General features: G+C 66.8%; 18 protein-coding genes. 8 read left to right on the forward strand and 10 right to left on the reverse strand.

The annotated features are described in order from the left end of the window. Window positions 1–97: 97 nt before the first annotated feature. The 3 genes from DK26_RS11180 to DK26_RS11190 all read right to left on the reverse strand — a co-directional run bounded on the left by DK26_RS11180 (window position 98) and on the right by DK26_RS11190 (window position 2,012). Entirely contained in the window at window positions 98–1,198 is a 1,101-nt protein-coding gene (locus tag DK26_RS11180; RefSeq protein WP_066471868.1) for a 5-(carboxyamino)imidazole ribonucleotide synthase, read from the reverse strand. Further along, window positions 1,195–1,692: a 5-(carboxyamino)imidazole ribonucleotide mutase gene (gene purE, locus DK26_RS11185; protein ID WP_066471870.1), complete on the reverse strand. Its 498-nt coding sequence runs from the start codon at window positions 1,690–1,692 to the stop codon at window positions 1,195–1,197. Before purE ends, DK26_RS11180 begins: the two co-directional genes overlap by 4 nt. Before the next feature lie 101 nt (window positions 1,693–1,793). Then, entirely contained in the window at window positions 1,794–2,012 is a 219-nt protein-coding gene (locus tag DK26_RS11190) for a DUF465 domain-containing protein (RefSeq protein WP_066471873.1), read from the reverse strand. 230 nt (window positions 2,013–2,242) lie between these two features. Between DK26_RS11190 and DK26_RS11195 the strand changes: the two genes are divergently transcribed. Beyond that, a complete protein-coding gene (locus tag DK26_RS11195) occupies window positions 2,243–2,431 on the forward strand; it encodes a DUF465 domain-containing protein (protein WP_066471875.1) in 189 nt (62 codons plus the stop codon). 224 nt (window positions 2,432–2,655) lie between these two features. After that, window positions 2,656–2,871, forward strand: coding sequence for a DUF4287 domain-containing protein (locus DK26_RS11200; protein ID WP_066471877.1), 216 nt, complete (start codon window positions 2,656–2,658; stop codon window positions 2,869–2,871). 138 nt (window positions 2,872–3,009) lie between these two features. Here DK26_RS11200 and gcvA read toward each other — a convergent pair whose 3' ends face one another. Continuing rightward, window positions 3,010–3,897 (reverse strand): transcriptional regulator GcvA, encoded by an 888-nt coding sequence (gene gcvA, locus DK26_RS11205; protein ID WP_066471879.1) that lies wholly within the window; start codon window positions 3,895–3,897, stop codon window positions 3,010–3,012. A 213-nt stretch (window positions 3,898–4,110) separates the two neighbouring features. Between gcvA and DK26_RS11210 the strand changes: the two genes are divergently transcribed. The 3 genes from DK26_RS11210 (at window position 4,111) to DK26_RS11220 (ending at window position 6,280) form a co-directional block, all read left to right on the forward strand. Continuing rightward, window positions 4,111–4,734, forward strand: a complete 624-nt coding sequence (locus tag DK26_RS11210) for a glutathione S-transferase N-terminal domain-containing protein (protein ID WP_066471882.1) — start codon at window positions 4,111–4,113, stop codon at window positions 4,732–4,734. A gap of 113 nt (window positions 4,735–4,847) precedes the next feature. After that, complete coding sequence (locus DK26_RS11215) at window positions 4,848–5,807, forward strand: LLM class oxidoreductase (protein ID WP_066471884.1); 960 nt, start codon at window positions 4,848–4,850, stop codon at window positions 5,805–5,807. A 269-nt stretch (window positions 5,808–6,076) separates the two neighbouring features. After that, the gene (locus DK26_RS11220) at window positions 6,077–6,280 is read left to right on the forward strand and encodes a hypothetical protein (RefSeq protein WP_066471887.1); all 204 of its coding nucleotides are present in this window, start codon (window positions 6,077–6,079) and stop codon (window positions 6,278–6,280) included. Between the two features lie 350 nt (window positions 6,281–6,630). On the opposite strand, the gene DK26_RS11225 is transcribed toward DK26_RS11220, so the two are convergent. Beyond that, a complete protein-coding gene (locus DK26_RS11225; protein WP_066471890.1) occupies window positions 6,631–8,259 on the reverse strand; it encodes an acyl-CoA synthetase in 1,629 nt (542 codons plus the stop codon). Between the two features lie 118 nt (window positions 8,260–8,377). Further along, complete coding sequence (locus DK26_RS11230) at window positions 8,378–9,136, reverse strand: sulfite exporter TauE/SafE family protein (protein ID WP_066471898.1); 759 nt, start codon at window positions 9,134–9,136, stop codon at window positions 8,378–8,380. A gap of 209 nt (window positions 9,137–9,345) precedes the next feature. Between DK26_RS11230 and DK26_RS11235 the strand changes: the two genes are divergently transcribed. Continuing rightward, window positions 9,346–11,262 (forward strand): propionyl-CoA synthetase, encoded by a 1,917-nt coding sequence (locus DK26_RS11235; RefSeq protein ID WP_066471901.1) that lies wholly within the window; start codon window positions 9,346–9,348, stop codon window positions 11,260–11,262. Between the two features lie 154 nt (window positions 11,263–11,416). Here DK26_RS11235 and DK26_RS11240 read toward each other — a convergent pair whose 3' ends face one another. From DK26_RS11240 to DK26_RS11250, 3 genes are all read right to left on the reverse strand, one after another. Further along, complete coding sequence (locus DK26_RS11240) at window positions 11,417–12,373, reverse strand: MBL fold metallo-hydrolase (protein WP_198162310.1); 957 nt, start codon at window positions 12,371–12,373, stop codon at window positions 11,417–11,419. Window positions 12,374–12,397: 24 nt separating this feature from the next. Then, entirely contained in the window at window positions 12,398–13,129 is a 732-nt protein-coding gene (locus tag DK26_RS11245; protein ID WP_066471907.1) for a cell cycle transcriptional regulator TrcR, read from the reverse strand. A 169-nt stretch (window positions 13,130–13,298) separates the two neighbouring features. Continuing rightward, on the reverse strand, window positions 13,299–14,297 hold the full coding sequence (locus DK26_RS11250) for an NAD(P)H-quinone oxidoreductase (protein ID WP_066471908.1): 999 nt from the start codon (window positions 14,295–14,297) through the stop codon (window positions 13,299–13,301). A 143-nt stretch (window positions 14,298–14,440) separates the two neighbouring features. On the opposite strand from DK26_RS11250, the gene DK26_RS11255 reads away from it, so the two are divergent. Together DK26_RS11255 and DK26_RS11260 are read left to right on the forward strand one after the other, a co-directional pair. Beyond that, complete coding sequence (locus tag DK26_RS11255; protein WP_066472623.1) at window positions 14,441–14,641, forward strand: DUF1192 domain-containing protein; 201 nt, start codon at window positions 14,441–14,443, stop codon at window positions 14,639–14,641. Window positions 14,642–15,211: 570 nt separating this feature from the next. Then, on the forward strand, window positions 15,212–15,736 hold the full coding sequence (locus tag DK26_RS11260; protein WP_066471909.1) for a DUF1465 family protein: 525 nt from the start codon (window positions 15,212–15,214) through the stop codon (window positions 15,734–15,736). Between the two features lie 221 nt (window positions 15,737–15,957). Here the strand turns inward: DK26_RS11260 and rpmE are convergent, their stop codons facing one another. Then, window positions 15,958–16,191 carry a 50S ribosomal protein L31 gene (gene rpmE / locus DK26_RS11265; protein WP_066471911.1) on the reverse strand — a complete coding sequence of 78 codons (234 nt, stop codon included), beginning with the start codon at window positions 16,189–16,191 and terminating at the stop codon, window positions 15,958–15,960. Window positions 16,192–16,275 lie beyond the last annotated feature (84 nt).

Here is a 16,275-nt window from a genome sequence, read left to right on the forward strand (position 1 = left end):
AGAAGGCCGTGCCGTTACCAGAATTCCGGCACCCTGTCCACGCTGCAGGGCGGCGAAGCCTGCGATGACACTGGGATTATCGGCAGTCTCGGTCGGTTCAGGCGCTTTCGGGGACGACGCGCGTGACATGGCCCATCTTGCGGCCGGGCCTGGCCTCGCGCTTGCCGTAGAGGTGCAGATGGGCGTTCGGCTCGGCCAGAATGGCACGCCAGTCATGGACCCGGTCGCCGATCAGGTTTTCCATGGTGACATGCCCGCGCCGGGTCGCGGCACCAAGCGGAAAGCCGCAGACGGCGCGGACATGCTGGTGGAACTGCGAGGTCTGCGCGCCTTCGCTGGTCCAGTGCCCGGAATTATGGACGCGCGGGGCGATTTCGTTGACCACGACCTGCTCGCCCGTGGCGTCCTCGACGATGAAGAACTCGACCGCGAAGACGCCGACATAGGCGAGCGCCTCGCCGATGCGCCTTGCGGCGTCGATCGCGGCAGCGCTCGCCGCGGCGCCGATCCGCGCGGGAACGCGGGTCAGCGCCAGGATGTGATCGCGATGCTCGTTCTCGCAAACGTCGAAGGCGGCGAAGCTGCCGTCGCTGCCGCGCGCGGCGACGACCGAGACCTCGCGGGCGAAGCTGACGAAACCTTCGAGGATCGCGGGGAAGTGCCCGATCTCCTCCCACGCCTGCGCGAGGTCAGTGTCGGCGGCGATCTTGACCTGGCCCTTGCCGTCATAGCCGAAGCGGCGGGTCTTCAGCACGCTGGGCCGGCCGAGCGCGGCGACGGCCTGCTCGAGATCGCCGAGCGAATCGACCTGGCGGAAGGGCGCGACGGCGAGGCCGAGTTCGGAGACGAAGCGCTTCTCGGTGAGCCGGTCCTGCGTGACCGCCAGGGCCCGGGCGCCGGGATGCAGCGGGGTGCGCGCGGCGAGGAAGGCGGCGGTGGCGGCCGGCACGTTCTCGAATTCGTAGGTCACGACATCGACGGCATCGGCAAACGCCGCCAGCGCTGCCTCGTCCTCATAGGCGCCGATGGTGTGGCGGGCCGCGACCTCATAGGCAGGGCTGTCGGGCTCGGGCGCGAAGATATGGGCGCGCACGCCGAGATCTGCCGCCGCAAGCGCCAGCATGCGGGCGAGTTGGCCGCCGCCGAGGATGCCGAGCACGGCGCCGGGGGCAAGGCCAGTGGGATCGGGCCGGCTCATTGGCCGTCCACCGGCTGCAGCGCGACCGCCTCGCTCTGGCGCCGACGCCAGGCGTCGAGGCGCTCCGCGAGGGGGGCGTCGTTGAGGGCCAGTACGGCTGCGGCGAGCAGCGCGGCGTTGACGGCGCCGGCACGGCCGATGGCCAGGGTTCCGACCGGGATGCCGGCCGGCATCTGCACGATCGAGAGCAGGCTGTCCTGTCCGGAGAGCGCCTTCGATTCGACCGGTACGCCGAATACCGGCAGCGGCGTCAGAGAGGCCGCCATGCCGGGCAGATGGGCGGCGCCACCGGCACCGGCGATCACGACCTTGTAGCCCTTGGCCTTGGCGCCCTTGGCGAAGTCGAACAGGCGCTCGGGTGTGCGATGCGCCGAGACGATCAGAGCCTCATGCCCGATATCAAGCGCCGACAGCGTCTCGGCGGCGTGGCGCATGGTCGCCCAGTCGGACTGGCTGCCCATGATGATGGCGACGGGAGGGGTCGGCTCGGCCATGAAATGCTCGCTTCCCGGAGGGGAGGGGAAGGGCGCGATCTAGACCGGTAGACGCGCTGCAAGCAAGGGCGGAATCGGCGACAGGGCCGAATCCTTCCCGCTCAGGCGATGATGTCGGGGGTGAGCTGGTCTTCGAGATGGGCGATGCGGTCACGCAGATAGAGCTTGCGCTTCTTCAGGCGCTGGACCTGGATCTGGTTGATGGCACCGAGCCGCTCGAGCGCGTCGATGGCGCTGTCGAGATCGCGGTGCTCGTCCCGCAGCCGCGCGAGCTCCACCATAAGGACCTCGACTTCCTCGGCGCTCAACTCGAATCCCATAAGCCGTCTCAACATCGCCGCGATCGGTGCCGACTATGCGCAGGCCGGAGCGGCGCGGCAAGAGCGCTGCGACGGTGACGCAGGAGTGACTCGCTCATATTCGCGGGCCTCGGGAAAGGTCCCGGAAGGGATCACAGAAACTCATGCTGCGCTGCACGGCTGCCCCGCAGACGTGAAGCCGGCTCTGTGTCAGACTCGTTCTTGCCAGAACGCTCATCAGGAGGATCCAGATGTCGCTGCAGACCCATCTCGCCGAGCTCGAGCGCAAGCATCGCCAGCTTGAGGAGGCCATCGCCCAGGCGGTCGCCAGCCCCTCGTCGGACGATCTCGGCGTGGCCGAACTCAAGCGGAAGAAGCTGCTGCTGAAGGACGAGATCGAGCGCGTGCGGCAAACCATGCCGGCACCGACGTTGCACTGAATTCCAAGCGGGCCGGTGCGGCTCGCATCGATCCGGCGTCAAGACGCCATTACCGGCCCCGCGAGGGGCCGGCTTTTTTTGGGCAGTACAGGGAGATCCGAATCCTCAGATGAGCTGTCCGGTTTCCATGGCGAGCCTCTCTCCATAGAGCGGCCATCTCACCGGCCAGGCGTCGCGAGGCTCCCGGTATCACAGATGTCAGAGTGAGAAAGCAGGAGCATTCGATGACCGTCGAGAAGGTGAAGGGCCCGGCCTCGTATTTCCCCTCGATCGAGAAGACCTATGGCCAACCTGTCGACCATTGGTTCGCGCTCCTGGCCGCCTCGACGGACAAGAAGCACGGCGAGATGGTCGCCATGCTCAAGTCGGAGCATGGGCTGGGCCATGGCCACGCCAATGCCCTGGTCGCCTACTATCGCGCCAAGAATATGGGCGGCTAGCTTCGGGTTTCGCAGTGCGCTGCTCTGTCTTCCGCTTTCGGGGCGCACGCGACTGTTCCAACAGCGCGCGTCGGCGTTTGGCGCGACATCATCCCGGCGCCGCCACACAGTACGCGGCGATGCCGCCTTGGAATGCGCTCAGCCGCCTGATGCCTCGCACTTCAGCCAGTCGATGAACGCAGCGAGCGGTGGGCGGCTCGCCGCATCAGGCAGGGTCACGACATAATAGGCGAAGGCGGCCGGCCATGGCTGGTCGAGCGCCAGAGCGAGGCGACCCGCGGCGATTTCCTGCCTGGCATAAATATCGCGCACCAGCGCTACGCCCTGGCCGGACTCGGCTGCGCGGATCAGCAGGAAGTCGTCGTCGAAGGATGGGCCGCGCTCGGCGCGTGCGTCGTCCGCCACACCCAGCGCCTTGAACCAGAGCGGCCAGTCGGCCCGGTCGGAATCCTGAAGCAGCGGATAGGCGAGGCAGTCGGCGGGTTCGCGGATCGGCGGCCCTTCCGCTAGCAGGCTTGGGCTTGCGACGGGCAGGAACACCGGCGCCATCAGATGCTCCGAGACCAAGCCGGGATAGCTGCCCAGCCCGTGGCGGATCGCAATGTCGACCCTATCCCGACGGTGGTCGACAAGGCCGGGCGTCGCCTCGACACGAATTTCAATGTCGGGGTGCTCGCGGTTGAAGCGGCCGAGACGCGGCACCAGCCAGGAGGCTGCGAAGGAGGGAACCGTGCTGACCGTCAGGGTCTGCCGGGCGCTGATCGTCTCCAGGGCCTCGAGGCTGCTTCCGATTTGTTCGAACGCCCGCAACAGCGCCGGGTGGACCTTGGTGCCAGCCTCGGTGAGCTGCACGCCATAGCGCGTGCGCGTGAACAGCGTGACGCCGACCCTCTCTTCCAGTTGCCGGATCTGCTGGCTGACCGCGCCGGAGGTGACGCCCATCGCCTCGGCCGCGCGCTTGACGCTGCCATGGCGGCCGGTCTCGGCGAATGCGCGTAGCGCAAGGAGCGGGAGGACGGGATTCATAATGTAGCCCTACTAAATCCTAGGTGCAGATACCATCGTTTCAGAATCCATTTCAGCTTCGATACCTATTCATCCAAGGGTGTTGGAAGGGATTTAGCAGGCCTCTCTTCTGGTAGCGAGTTCTTCCGATCGTTGCTGTTGGGCCGCGGTCTCTCGCCTTCACCTCAAATCTGATGGAGCCGGCGCCGCGGAGCTGCCGGCAGGAAGCATGAGATGATCGACCTCTATACGGACTCTTCGCCGAACGGCTTCAAGGCGACGATCGCGCTTGAAGAACTGGCGCTGCCCTACCGCCTGCACCATGTGAAAATCGACGACGGCGCGCATCGCCGGCCCGAATTCCTGGCGCTCAACCCGCATGGACGCATCCCGGTCATCCGCGATGCCGAAACCGGCGTCACATTGTTCGAATCCGCGGCCATCCTCCTCTATCTCGCCGACAAGTCTGGCCGATTGCTGCCGCAAGAGACGACGGCGCGCTGGGAGGCGATCAAGTGGCTGCAGTTTCATGCCGCGAGCATGGGGCCGCTGCTCGGCCAGCGCGTGCATTTCGAGATGTTCGCTGAGGAGAAGCTGCCGGCGGCCATCGAGCGCTATCGGCGTTTGACGGAAGAGGCCTTTTCGACGCTCGATTCGCGGCTGGCCGATGCCAGCTGGCTCGCTGGCGACGAGTATTCGATCGCCGATATCGCGACCTTCGGCTGGACCCATATCGCGGCAATCTGCGGCTTCAGCTTCGCCCTCCACCGCAATCTCTTGCGCTGGCACGAGCACGTCGCCGCGCGCCCGGCGGTCCAGCGGGGCATTGCGCTTCCCGCCCCGGCAACAGGCCCGTGAGCCCTTTCGAAGAGGTCGATCCCATGAACATCGCCACAAGGCCCGTGTCGTCCGGGCAAAGCCATGGCGGCGCGTCCGCGGAAGCCTTTGTCCAGCATCCCGGATATCGCCGGATGTTCGCGCCGGGCCAGCTCACCCTGGGGATTTTCCTGCCGCTGCGCTTCTTCCAGGGCGACATGCGCGTGCTCGAGGGGCAGGCCGAGCTCGTCGCCAATATCGACCGGCGCGGCTTCGCTGCCGTCTGGGTTCGCGACGTGCCGCTCTTCGATCCCGGTTTCGGCGATGCTGGCCAGGTCTTCGACCCGTTCACCTACCTGGCCTATCTCGCTGCGCGAACGGAGCGCGTGGCCCTGGCGACCGGAAGCGTGATCTTCTCGCTGCGCCATCCGATCGATCTCGCCAAGATGGCCACGACCATCGACCATCTGTCCGGTGGACGTCTGGTCCTCGGTGTCGCCTCGGGCGACCGGCCCGTGGAATTTCCAGCCTATGGCATCGACATCGAGACGCGTGGGGAACGCTTCGCCGAGGCGGTGACATACTTCCGGAAGCTGGTCGGACCCGGCCAGTCCTCGATCGTCTCGCCGCTTGGGCGGATGAGCGGCGTCGATTTCCTGCCCAAGGCGGTCTTCGGCGGCATTCCGCTCCTCGTCACCGGGTCGAGTCGGCAGGTGCTGTCATGGGTGGCCGAACATGCCGACGGCTGGCTGACCTATCCGCATGCGACGCACTTGCCGGAAGGTCCGCGCCAACTTGCGCAGAAGGTCAGGGCCTGGCGTGAGCTCATCCCGGACGGAGGCTTCCGGCCGCATGTGACAAACGAATGGATCGACCTGGTCGACGACCTGCATTTCCCGAGAACGCCGCTACAGGGTGGCTTTGTCCTGCGGACCGGGCGCAAAGGCCTGATCGACCTGCTCGGCGAGTGGCGGGAGGCCGGCGTCAATCACGCCGCGCTCGGCATGCAGTTCGCCGAGCGTCCGGCTGCGGAGATCGTTCAGGAGCTGGCAGAGGAGGTTTTGCCGCTATTCCCTTCCCATGAGGGCACAGCGCCTTCGAGCGTGAAGTGGTGAGCGTCCGGCATGGGGACAACGATCCGATTCCGGACCCGGCTGAACATGCTCTGTGAGCGAGATCACGGTCATTGGAGCGGTCGAGGATCATGGTGAGGGCGGGTTCCTGCCCGCAGATCAATCGTATGGTGTGACGCAGACGCTGTTTCGCCCGTGACCCGCCCGACAGAGTGGGCCGCGGCCAAGGAGTGCTGCGCTCTACACCCGGTCCCGATCGCGGGTCGGCCCGTTCGTTCACATGCCAAAACCCCGGTGGAGGAGTGACTTCGATGGCCGAGACCAGAATGCCAAAGCCCATGCGCCTCCTTGGAGCCTGCGCGCTCGCTGCCGCAGTGCTCTTCATTGTGGCGCAGCATGCGTCGGCCCCTTTCGGGGCGTTCCTGGCGGCGACGACGACAGAGATGATGTCGCCGCTCGACATCATGACCATTCAGGACAAGCCGCTGCCACTCGATGAGTGGGACGCCTCGTAAAGCCGAGGTATCCCCCCTCATCCGCCAACAGCGGATGAGGGGGGACATCGGAGGCCGGCCGCCCTTGTCGGCGGCGCATCGCCCTGCCGATGAAGAGGCGGCATGCCCTGAGAACACACCGGATAGGCCGGTGAGATGACGAAGCTGCCAGGCACTTCCCGGTCATCCCGCCGCTGGCCGGCGGCGCTGCGCTCGATGAATGACGGCGCCTTGGGCGCCGACAGGATTATGCCGCCTGGGTAGCGGTCGGTAGATGCGATGCCGAGGGACGCTCTAGAGCGCCGCCTGGATTGGTGAAGTCGCTCCGCTCTTGGGGCGGCTGCGGCAGATTCCTAGCCGGAGGCGGGGCGCTACAGCGCCCGCGCCATCTCTCTGAGCTTGAATTTCTGGATCTTGCCGGTCGAGGTCTTCGGGACCTCGATGAAGACCACGGTGCGCGGGCACTTGAACGAGGCGAGCAGGGTCTTGCACCAGGCGATGATCTCGTCCTGAGTCGCCGTCTTGCCGGGTTTCAGCTCGACGAAGGCGCAGGGCGTCTCGCCCCATTTCTCGTCGGGCCTGGCGACAACGGCCGCCGCCTGCACCGAAGGGTGCTTGTAGAGCGCGTCCTCGACCTCGATCGAGGAGATGTTCTCGCCGCCGGAGATGATGATGTCCTTGGAGCGGTCCTTGAGCTGGATGTAGCCGTCGGGATGGATGACGCCGAGGTCGCCGGAATGGAACCAGCCGCCCTCGAAGGCCGCCTTGGTCGATTTCGGGTTCTTGAGATAGCCCTTCATCACGACATTGCCGCGGAACATCACCTCGCCGAGGGTCTGGCCATCGCGCGGGACAGGCTTCATCGTCTCGGGATCGAGCACGTCGAGCCCTTCCAGCGCCGGGTAGCGCACGCCCTGGCGGGCCTTCAGCGCCGCCTGCTCGGAGCCGGGCAGTGCGTCCCAGTCGCTATTCCATTCGTTGACGACGGCGGGGCCGTAGACCTCGGTCAGCCCGTAGAGGTGGACGACGTTGAAACCGGCCTGCGCCATGCCGGCGAGCACGGCTTCCGGCGGCGGCGCGGCCGCTGTGAAGAAGTTGACCTTCTGCGGGAAGCTGCGGCGTTCGGCGTCGGGCGCGTTGAGCAGCGCCGACATCACGATCGGCGCCCCGCACATATGGGTGACGCCATGGTCGGCGAGCGCGTCGTACATCGCCTTGGCGCGGACCTGGCGCAGGCAGACATGGGTGCCGGCGAGCAGCGAGATCGTCCAGGGGAAGCACCAGCCATTGCAGTGGAACATCGGCAGGGTCCAGAGATAGACCGGGTGCCGGCCCATGCCGCCGGTGAGCACGTTCGAGGTCGCGAGCAGGTTGGCGCCGCGATGGTGGTAGACCACTCCCTTGGGGTCGCCCGTGGTGCCGGAGGTGTAGTTCAGCGCGATCGCATCCCACTCGTCCGTCGGCATCAGCCAGTCGAAATCGGGATCGCCCTCGGCGAGGAAGTCCTCGTATTCGACGCTGCCAAGGCGCTCGCCCGGGCCGTCATAAACCGGGTCGTCATAGTCGATGACCAGCGGCTTCACCTTGCAGAGCGCCAGCGCCTCCTTGACCGTCCTCGAGAATTCGCGGTCGGCGATCAGCACCTTGGCGCCGCCATGGTCGAGCGAGAAGGCGATGATCGCGGCGTCGAGCCTCGTGTTCAGCGTGTTCAGGACGGCACCGCACATCGGCACGCCGTAATGGCATTCGAGCATGGCCGGCGTGTTCGGCAGCATCGCCGCGACGGTGTCGTTCTTGCCGATGCCGTGCCGGGCCAGCGCCGAGGCGAGCCGGCGGGTGCGGGCATAGAGTTCGGCGTAATTGCGCCGCAGCGGGCCGTGGACGACGGCGATCTGCTGCGGGAAGACGGCGGCGGCGCGCTCTAGGAAGGGCAGCGGCGAGAGCGGCTGGAAGTTCGCGGGGTTGCGGTCGAGATCGGTATCGTAAGGCGATGCGGTCATCGGGGCGCTCTTCTGCCGGAATGTCGCCGCAGCTTTAGCCGCTGGGGCGCAGCCATGTAATCCATCCCTTTTGCGGATGCGGCGCAATGTCCGGCCGGAAGGGGAGCGGGGAGGCGGCTCAGCCGAAGAGCGGCCGCACTCCTTCGTAGACCAACTTCAGGCCAACCGCGACCAGCAGCCAGTAGATCAGGGTGTAGAAGCGCTCGGCCGGGACGCGCCGCACCAGCCAGACGCCGGCGAGGGTGGAGAGGATCGCGACCGGGAAAAGCACGGCCGAGGCGGTGAGGTTCTGCGGGCTGAACTGGCCGAGGATGAAATAGGGCAGCACCTTGATCCAGTTCATCAGCGCGAAGAACAGCGCTCCGGTGCCGACGAAGACCGCCGGCGGCAGGCGCTGCGGCATCACATAGATCTGGAAGGGGGGGCCGCCGGCATGGGCGATCATGCTGGTGAAGCCACAGACCACGCCCCAGAAGCTGCCGGCCGCGTAGTTGGCCTGCGTGACCGGGGCCTTCGCGGCTTTGCCGCCAAGCAGGCGCCGAAGCGCGAAGCCGATCGAGATCACCCCGACCGCGAAACCGACCACAGCGTCGGAGACCTTTGCCGCCAGCAGATAGCCGGCGAGCACGCCGAGCAGCATGCCTGGGATCAGGGTCGCGAGGTTTCGTCGGTCGAATTCGTGGCGATAGGACCAGACGGTGACGACGTCCTGGATGATCAGGATCGGCAGCATGATCGCGGCTGCCTGCACCGGCGAGACGATCAGCGCCATCAGGGGGAGCGAGAGCAGGCCAAGCCCCGAGAAGCCGCCCTTTGACAGGCCCATCAGGATGACGGCCGGGACCATGACGGCGAAGAAGGTGAGATCGAAGTTCATGGGGCGAAGTTCATGGCCTACCGACAGCTGCGGCCGGGCGGCCGGCGGGTGCAGCGCGTCCCATACGGGGTGCGCTGAAAGTCTGACATCCGGGCGCTTGCGCCGGGGGGGAGAGAGTGGGCACGATCCTCCGCGCCAAATCCGGCCCCCAGACGGCCCGCCCGGAGCCAAGCTCTAGGCCGAAAATCCGGCGAAGAGGAACGCATTTCATGACTGCCAGCCATGCAAGCCGCTACAGCGAAACCTATTCCGCCTGGCGGCGCGACCCGGAAGGCTACTGGCGCGGGATTGCTGGGGGTATCGAGTGGATCAGGCCGCCGCAGCAGATATTCGATGCCAAGGCCGGCATCTATGGGCGCTGGTTCCCGGATGCGAGCTGCAACACCTGCTTCAACGCCCTCGACCGGCATGTCCGCGACGGCAGGGGCGAGCAGGCGGCGCTGATCTATGACAGCCCGGTCACCGGGACCAAGGCGAGCTACACTTACGCTGAGATGCTCGACGAGGTCGCGACGCTTGCCGCCGTACTGCAGTACCAGGGCGTCGGCAAGGGCGATCGCGTCATCATCTACATGCCGATGATCCCGGAGGCGGCCTTCGCCATGCTGGCCTGCGCCCGGATCGGCGCCGTGCATTCGGTGGTGTTCGGCGGCTTCGCCGCCAAGGAGCTGGCGACGCGCATCGACGATGCCAAGCCGAAGCTGATCCTGACCGCGACCTGCGGCATCGAGCCGACGCGCGTGGTCGAATACAAGCCGTTGCTCGACGCTGCGATCGAACTCGCCGCGCACAAGCCGGATGCCTGCCTCGTGCTGCAGCGGCCGCAGGTCGACGCCTCCATGCATGTCAGCCGCGACAAGAACTGGCGCACGCTCGTCGCCGTCGCCCGCGCCAATGGCCGCAAGGCGGAGTGCGTCGAGGTCGCCGCGACCGATCCGCTCTATGTGCTCTACACCTCGGGCACGACGGGCAAGCCCAAGGGCGTGGTCCGCGACAATGGCGGGCACATGGTCATGCTGCTCGCGACCATGAGCCAGCTCTACGACGTCCGGCCCGGCGAGGTGATGTTCACCGCTTCGGATGTCGGCTGGGTGGTCGGCCACAGCTACATCGTCTACGGCCCGCTGCTGCAGGGCGCGACCTCGATCCTCTATGAAGGCAAGCCGGTCGGCACGCCCGATCCCGGCGCCTTCTGGCGGGTGATCTCGGAGTACAAGGTGGTGGCGATGTTCACCGCGCCGACCGCCTTCCGCGCCATCCGCAAGGAAGACCCGCAGGCGACCTATCTCAAGAACTACGACCTCTCGCAGTTCCGCACGCTCTTCCTCGCCGGCGAGCGGGCCGATCCCGACACGCTGAAATGGGCCGAGGAGGTGCTGAAGGTGCCGGTGGTCGATCATTGGTGGCAGACCGAGACTGGCTCCTGCATCGTCGGCAATCCCGTCGGACTCGGCCTGTTGCCGATCAAGCATGGCTCACCGAGCGTGCCGCTACCGGGCTACGACGTGCAATGCCTCGACGAGGGCGGCAGGCCGGTTGCCCCCGGGGCGATGGGCGCTATCGTGCTGAAGCTGCCGCTGCCACCCGGGGCACTGCCGACGCTGTGGAACGACGATGCCCGTTTCCGCAGCGCCTATCTCGAGGCCTATCCCGGCTATTACAACACCTCGGATGCCGGCTTCATCGACGAGGACGGCTATGTCTTCATCATGGGGCGCACGGACGACATCATCAATGTCGCCGGGCACCGACTCTCGACCGGCGGCATGGAGGAGGTGCTGGCTTCGCACCCGGCCGTCGCCGAATGCGCCGTGGTCGGGATCAAGGACGCGCTGAAGGGCGAGCAACCCTGCGGCTTCGTCGTGCTCAAGGCCGGCGTGACGCTGGCGCCGGATCAGGTCGAGAAGGAGCTGGTCGGGCTGGTGCGTGACAAGATCGGCCCGGTCGCTGCCTTCAAGATCGCGATTACAGTCGGGCGCCTGCCGAAGACGCGCTCCGGCAAGATCCTGCGCGCGACGATGAAGAAGATCGCCGATGGCGAAGATTACGCCGTGCCGGCGACGATCGAGGATCTTGCCGTCCTCGACGAGATCGGCGTCGCGCTGAAGGGCCGGGGACTGGGCTGAAGCCGCACCAGCTCCGGAACCTGGATCTTCATCCTGAGGAGCGCCGCAGGCGCGTCTCGAAGGATGCTCCAGATGGCTCCGGAGACTTCTCAAACATCCTTCGAGACGCTGCTTCTTGCGAAGCAGCTCCTCAGGATGCGAGCTGTCTTGCGGCTCAGAACCCGATCGTCGCGCCGTTCCAGCGCAGCAGGCGGCCAGGGAGTTCGAGCCGCATCAGATCTTCGCCGATGATTAGTGGGCCGGCATAGCCGCCAGCGCGGATCTCGCCAGTGAGGGCGGCGGTGTCGGCGCCGGGCGGGACGAGATGGGTGAGGGCCAGGGCCTTCACGCCGGAGCGCGAGGCGAGCCCCGCCACGACCGCCGGCGTCATGTGATAGCTCTTTACCGAGGCGACGGTCTCAGCCGAGCGCACGCCGGCGACGACCGGCATCTGGCTGTCGATGAAGACCTCGCAGACCAGGAGCTCGCAGCCCTGCGCCGCTTGCTCCAGCGAAGGCGTCAGCCTGGTGTCGCCGGAGAAAACGATGCGGCCTGCATGCGCCGTGAGGGCTAGGCCGAAGGCCGGCTCCACTGGGTGGTGATCGACCAGGAAGGCTTCGATCTCGAGGCCGCCGAGGCCGGCGATCGGCCCTTCATGCAGCTCCTCGAAGACGACCTCCAGGCCTGTGGCGTCCGGCCGCTTCTCGAAGGCGATGCGCAGGGTACGCTCGCGGGCGAAGGCCTCGTATTGCCCGCGCATGTTGGCGAGCGCCGGGGCAGGGGCGAGCACGCGCCAGGGCCGATCGCGGCCCTGATGCCAGGAGGAGACGACGAGCTGGTAGAAATCGACCAGATGATCGGAATGCTCATGCGTGACGATCAGCGCGTCGATGCGGGCGCCGGCATGGCCGGCGGCGACGAGGCGCTGGCTGACGCCCGAGCCGCAATCGATCAGGACGCTGGTTCCGCCGGCCTCGACGAGATGCGCCGGGCCGGCCCGGCGCAGGCTGACCGGCGGCGCACCGGTTCCGAGGAAGGTGAAGGCGAGTGCATTATCGGCGGGCGTCATCGCCGGAGAGTGGCAAAGCGGCGCCTGTCCGGCAAGCTGGAGCGGCCCGCGGGCCGCTCCCATTCTGTCGCCCGACGGGAGGACGGCTCAGAGGTCGTCGTCGTCCTCGTCGACCGGACGCTTCATCTGCTTGAGCTTGGCGAAGACGGAGTCGACGTCGATCGCCGCCTCTTCCTCGCGCTTGGGCTTGCTCATGTCGGCGAAGGGCTGGCTCGACGGCACCGGCTCGGGAGCGGTGGTCTCCTCGGCCGAAAGCAGGGTCGAGCCGGTCTCGGCGGCGAGGGCGGCCGGGCGATCCTTGGCGGCGCGGGCGACTTCGAAGTCAAGGTCGATCTGCGAGGCGAGGCCGAGGCTGACCGGGTCGACCGGGCTGAGCGTCTGGGCGTTCCAGTGGGTGCGGTCGCGGATCTGCGCGATGGTCGATTTGGTTGTGCCGACCAGACGGATGATCTGCGCGTCCTTGAGCTCGGGATGGTTGCGGAGCAGCCAGAGGATGGCGTTCGGCCGGTCCTGGCGCTTCGACACCGGGGTGTAGCGCGGCCCTTTGGCGCGCTTGACTTCCGGCACCTTGACCTTGCGCTCGGCGAGCTTGAGGCGGTGGTTCGGGTTCTTGGCGGCGCGCTCCAGCTCCTCGCGGGTCAGCTGCCCGGAGGTGATGGGGTCGAGACCCTTGATGCCGGCGGCGACCTCGCCATCGGCGATGCCGCGCACTTCGAGCGGGTGGAGTTTACAGAACTCGGCGATCTGCTCGAAGGTCAGCGAGGTGTTCTCGACCAGCCAGACCGCGGTGGCCTTCGGCATCAGCGGCGATGTTGACACGGGCTCGTCTCCTGAAGTGTCGCGGGCAAAAGCTCTCATGCGCCGACCGGCCGCCCCGGCCGGTCATCCAAATCATCGACGATGAACAGGATTGCGGCGTTATAGGGAAAGCCGTGATCGCTGTCCATGGAAACCATGTGCCGCGTGCCAGGTCCCTGGCCGGGAATTCTCAGACCGTCAGCACGATCTTGCCAATATGCGCGTTGCTCTCCATCAGCGCGTGCGCCTCTGCGGCTTGCGCCAGCGGGAAACGGGCGTGGATCACCGGCTTGCAGCGCCCTTGAGCCAGGAGGGGCCAGACCTTCTCCTCCAGTTCGCGGGCGATCGCCGCCTTCTCGGAAATCGTGCGCGGGCGTAGCGTCGAGCCGGTATGGGTCAGGCGCTTGAGCATGAGGCGGCTGAAGTCGGCCTCGGCCTTCGATCCGTTGAGGAAGGCGATCTGGACGATGTGCCCCTGGTCGGCAGCGGCGGCGTAGTTGCGCGAGATGTAGTCGCCGCCGACCATGTCGAGGATCAGGTCGACGCCGCGCTTGCCCGTCGCGGCCTTGGCGGCGACGACGAAGTCCTCGGTGCGGTAGTTGATGGCGTGGTCGGCGCCGAGCTCGCGGCAGGCCCGGCATTTCTCGTCGGAGCCGGCGGTCGCCAGCACGGTCGCGCCGAAGGCCTTGGCGAGTTGGATCGCCGTGGTGCCGATGCCGGAGGTTCCGCCATGGACCATGAAGCTCTCGCCGCTCTTCAGGCCGCCGCGCTGGAAGACATTGCTCCAGACGGTGAAGTAGGTCTCCGGGATGGCGCCGGCCTCCTCGAGCGACAATCCGGCTGGAATCGGCAGGGCGTTGCTTTCATGGACGGTGACATACTGGGCATAGCCGCCGCCGGCGACGAGTCCGCAGAGCTGGTCCCCCAGCCGGAAGCGCGAGACGCCTTCGCCGAGGCCGACCACAGTGCCGGCGAATTCGAGACCCGGAATGTCGGAGGCGCCGGGCGGGGGGGCATAGCCGCCCATGCGCTGCAGCACGTCCGGCCGGTTGATGCCGGCGAAGGCGACCGCGACGAGCACTTCCCCGGGGCCGGGCTGCGGCAGCGGCCGTTGCTGCGGCTTCAGGACCTCCGGTCCGCCCGGCGCGTCGAAGCCGATCGCGGTCATGGTCTGCGGCAGGGCGGTCATGGCGCTCTCCTGGTAGGGTGTCGGTCGGCCTTGGCATACGCGACCGTTCGCGGCGTCCTCGCGCGTTCGGTCTTTAAACAGGCATCATTTTTCCGGCCGATGGTCTAGTCTGCGCGCCGCAACCGATGCAAGGCGAGGCTGCGATGGCTGGATTTCTCGACGACGACCGCCCGGCGCCCAAGCGCGCCCATGAAATCGGGCAGGACCTCTCGCAACTTTCGGTGGCGGAGATCGACGAGCGGATCGGCCTGCTCGAAGCCGAGATCGTCCGGCTCCGCGAGGCGAGGGAGAAGAAGAACGCCTCGCGCTCGGCGGCCGACGCCTTCTTCCAGAAGCGGGGCTGAAGCGACAAGGCGCGCCCGACCTCTGAAATGGTGGCGCGAGAACGTCCAGCGCACCGCGCTGCACGGCGCCGACCGCAAGGCTGTTCGAAGACCAGCCGCCATCGCGGCAAGCAACCGACGCGCCGATGCCTGAGCGAGTGCCGATCGGGCAGGGACGACGTGCCGATTTCTGACGATTCCGTTCCGAAGCTGGCTTGTGGTGGGGCCTGACGCGGCAAGGCGCGCGAGCGCCGCGGAATCGCCAATACGGGCCGCGGCATTAACCGGCCCTTAACGATTCCAAAGTATGAATCTGATCGTCCAGTTTGTCTGGATGTCGAGTGGCTCCTGCCCACTCTGTTTGACGCCTCCCTGTTGACCTTCGAGCCGCCTTCGGGGCGGCTCTTTTTTGTTCGGGCCTTGCGGAGCGGCGCTCGCTGCGTGGGCGGCCGTGAACCTGCCATTATTAAGGTTAACGAGGCCTTACCGCGGCCGCGACAAATGCTATGGCGCTATCCTTGCGGGGCTTCTGGCACGAACCGGCGCTGCGTCCCGCTTACGCACGCCATTGTGCCGAATGGAGACGCTGCAATGACCGATTTCCCCATGCTGAGGCTGCCGGCCGAAGACGGAGCGATTTCGTTCGCGCGCAACTTCGTCAAGTCCGACGCCTTCATGCAGCTCTTTCGCGAGGGCATGGGGCTGGTCGAGTCGACGGCGAACTATCTCGACGGGGACGGGCGGCAGGAGTCGGCGGCACTGCCGCGCGAAGTCTCGCTGATCTACGCAACCGAGAGCATGCGGCTGACGACGCGGCTGATGCAGATCGCGTCCTGGCTGCTGGTGCAGCGCGCCGTCGCCGAGGGTGAGATGACGGCCGAGCAGGCGCGGACCGAGAACAACAAGGTCCGCATCGCCGAGCCGATGCTTCAGCCGACCAGCGCCGAGGCCGCCCGCCTGCCGGAGCGCCTGCGCGACCTGATCGCCCATTCGATGCGCCTGCAGGACCGGATTTCCCGTATCGAGACCCAGATGACGGCGGCTCCCGCTACGGCGGCCAACCCGGTGCGCGGGCAGCTCGCGAATTTGCAGGCCCGGCTCGCCCTGCAGGGCTGAGCGCAGCCACTCCCAAATCCTGACATGTGAAGGCTGCCGGCGCCGGCGTACCCCTGCAGCTGGGCGAGGGGGCGCTGGCGTGTCCGGTTCGGCGCGCAGTGTGGGCCAGTTCTGTGCAATTCGTCCGCGGCCATTCGTCGCCGCAAAGCAAAAAGCCCGGCCGCGAGGCCGGGCTTTTCGGTGTCGAGCATCCGGCCCCATCGGGGTCGGAAAGCCGGGAATTACTTCTTGCCGAGGGCGCCGAGCGCGCCGAAGCGCGAATTGAAGCGCGAGACGCGGCCGCCGCGGTCCAGCATGTGCTGGGTGCCGCCGGTCCAGGCCGGGTGGGTCTTCGGGTCGATGTCGAGGTTCAGCGTGTCGCCCTCCTTGCCGAGGGTCGAACGCGTGAAGTATTCGGTGCCATCGGTCATGACGACCTTGATGGTGTGGTAGTCGGGATGAATGCCGGTCTTCATGGCGAATTCCTCAAGTTTCGAAAAGCGGGCGGCCGGAACGCGGCGCGCATCGCCGGCTCTTCGAACAATTCGTACGAGCCTGTC

It is taken from the genome of Allobosea sp. WAO (assembly GCF_001509835.1).
In the GTDB taxonomy this organism is placed as follows: Bacteria; Pseudomonadota; Alphaproteobacteria; order Rhizobiales; family Beijerinckiaceae; genus Allobosea.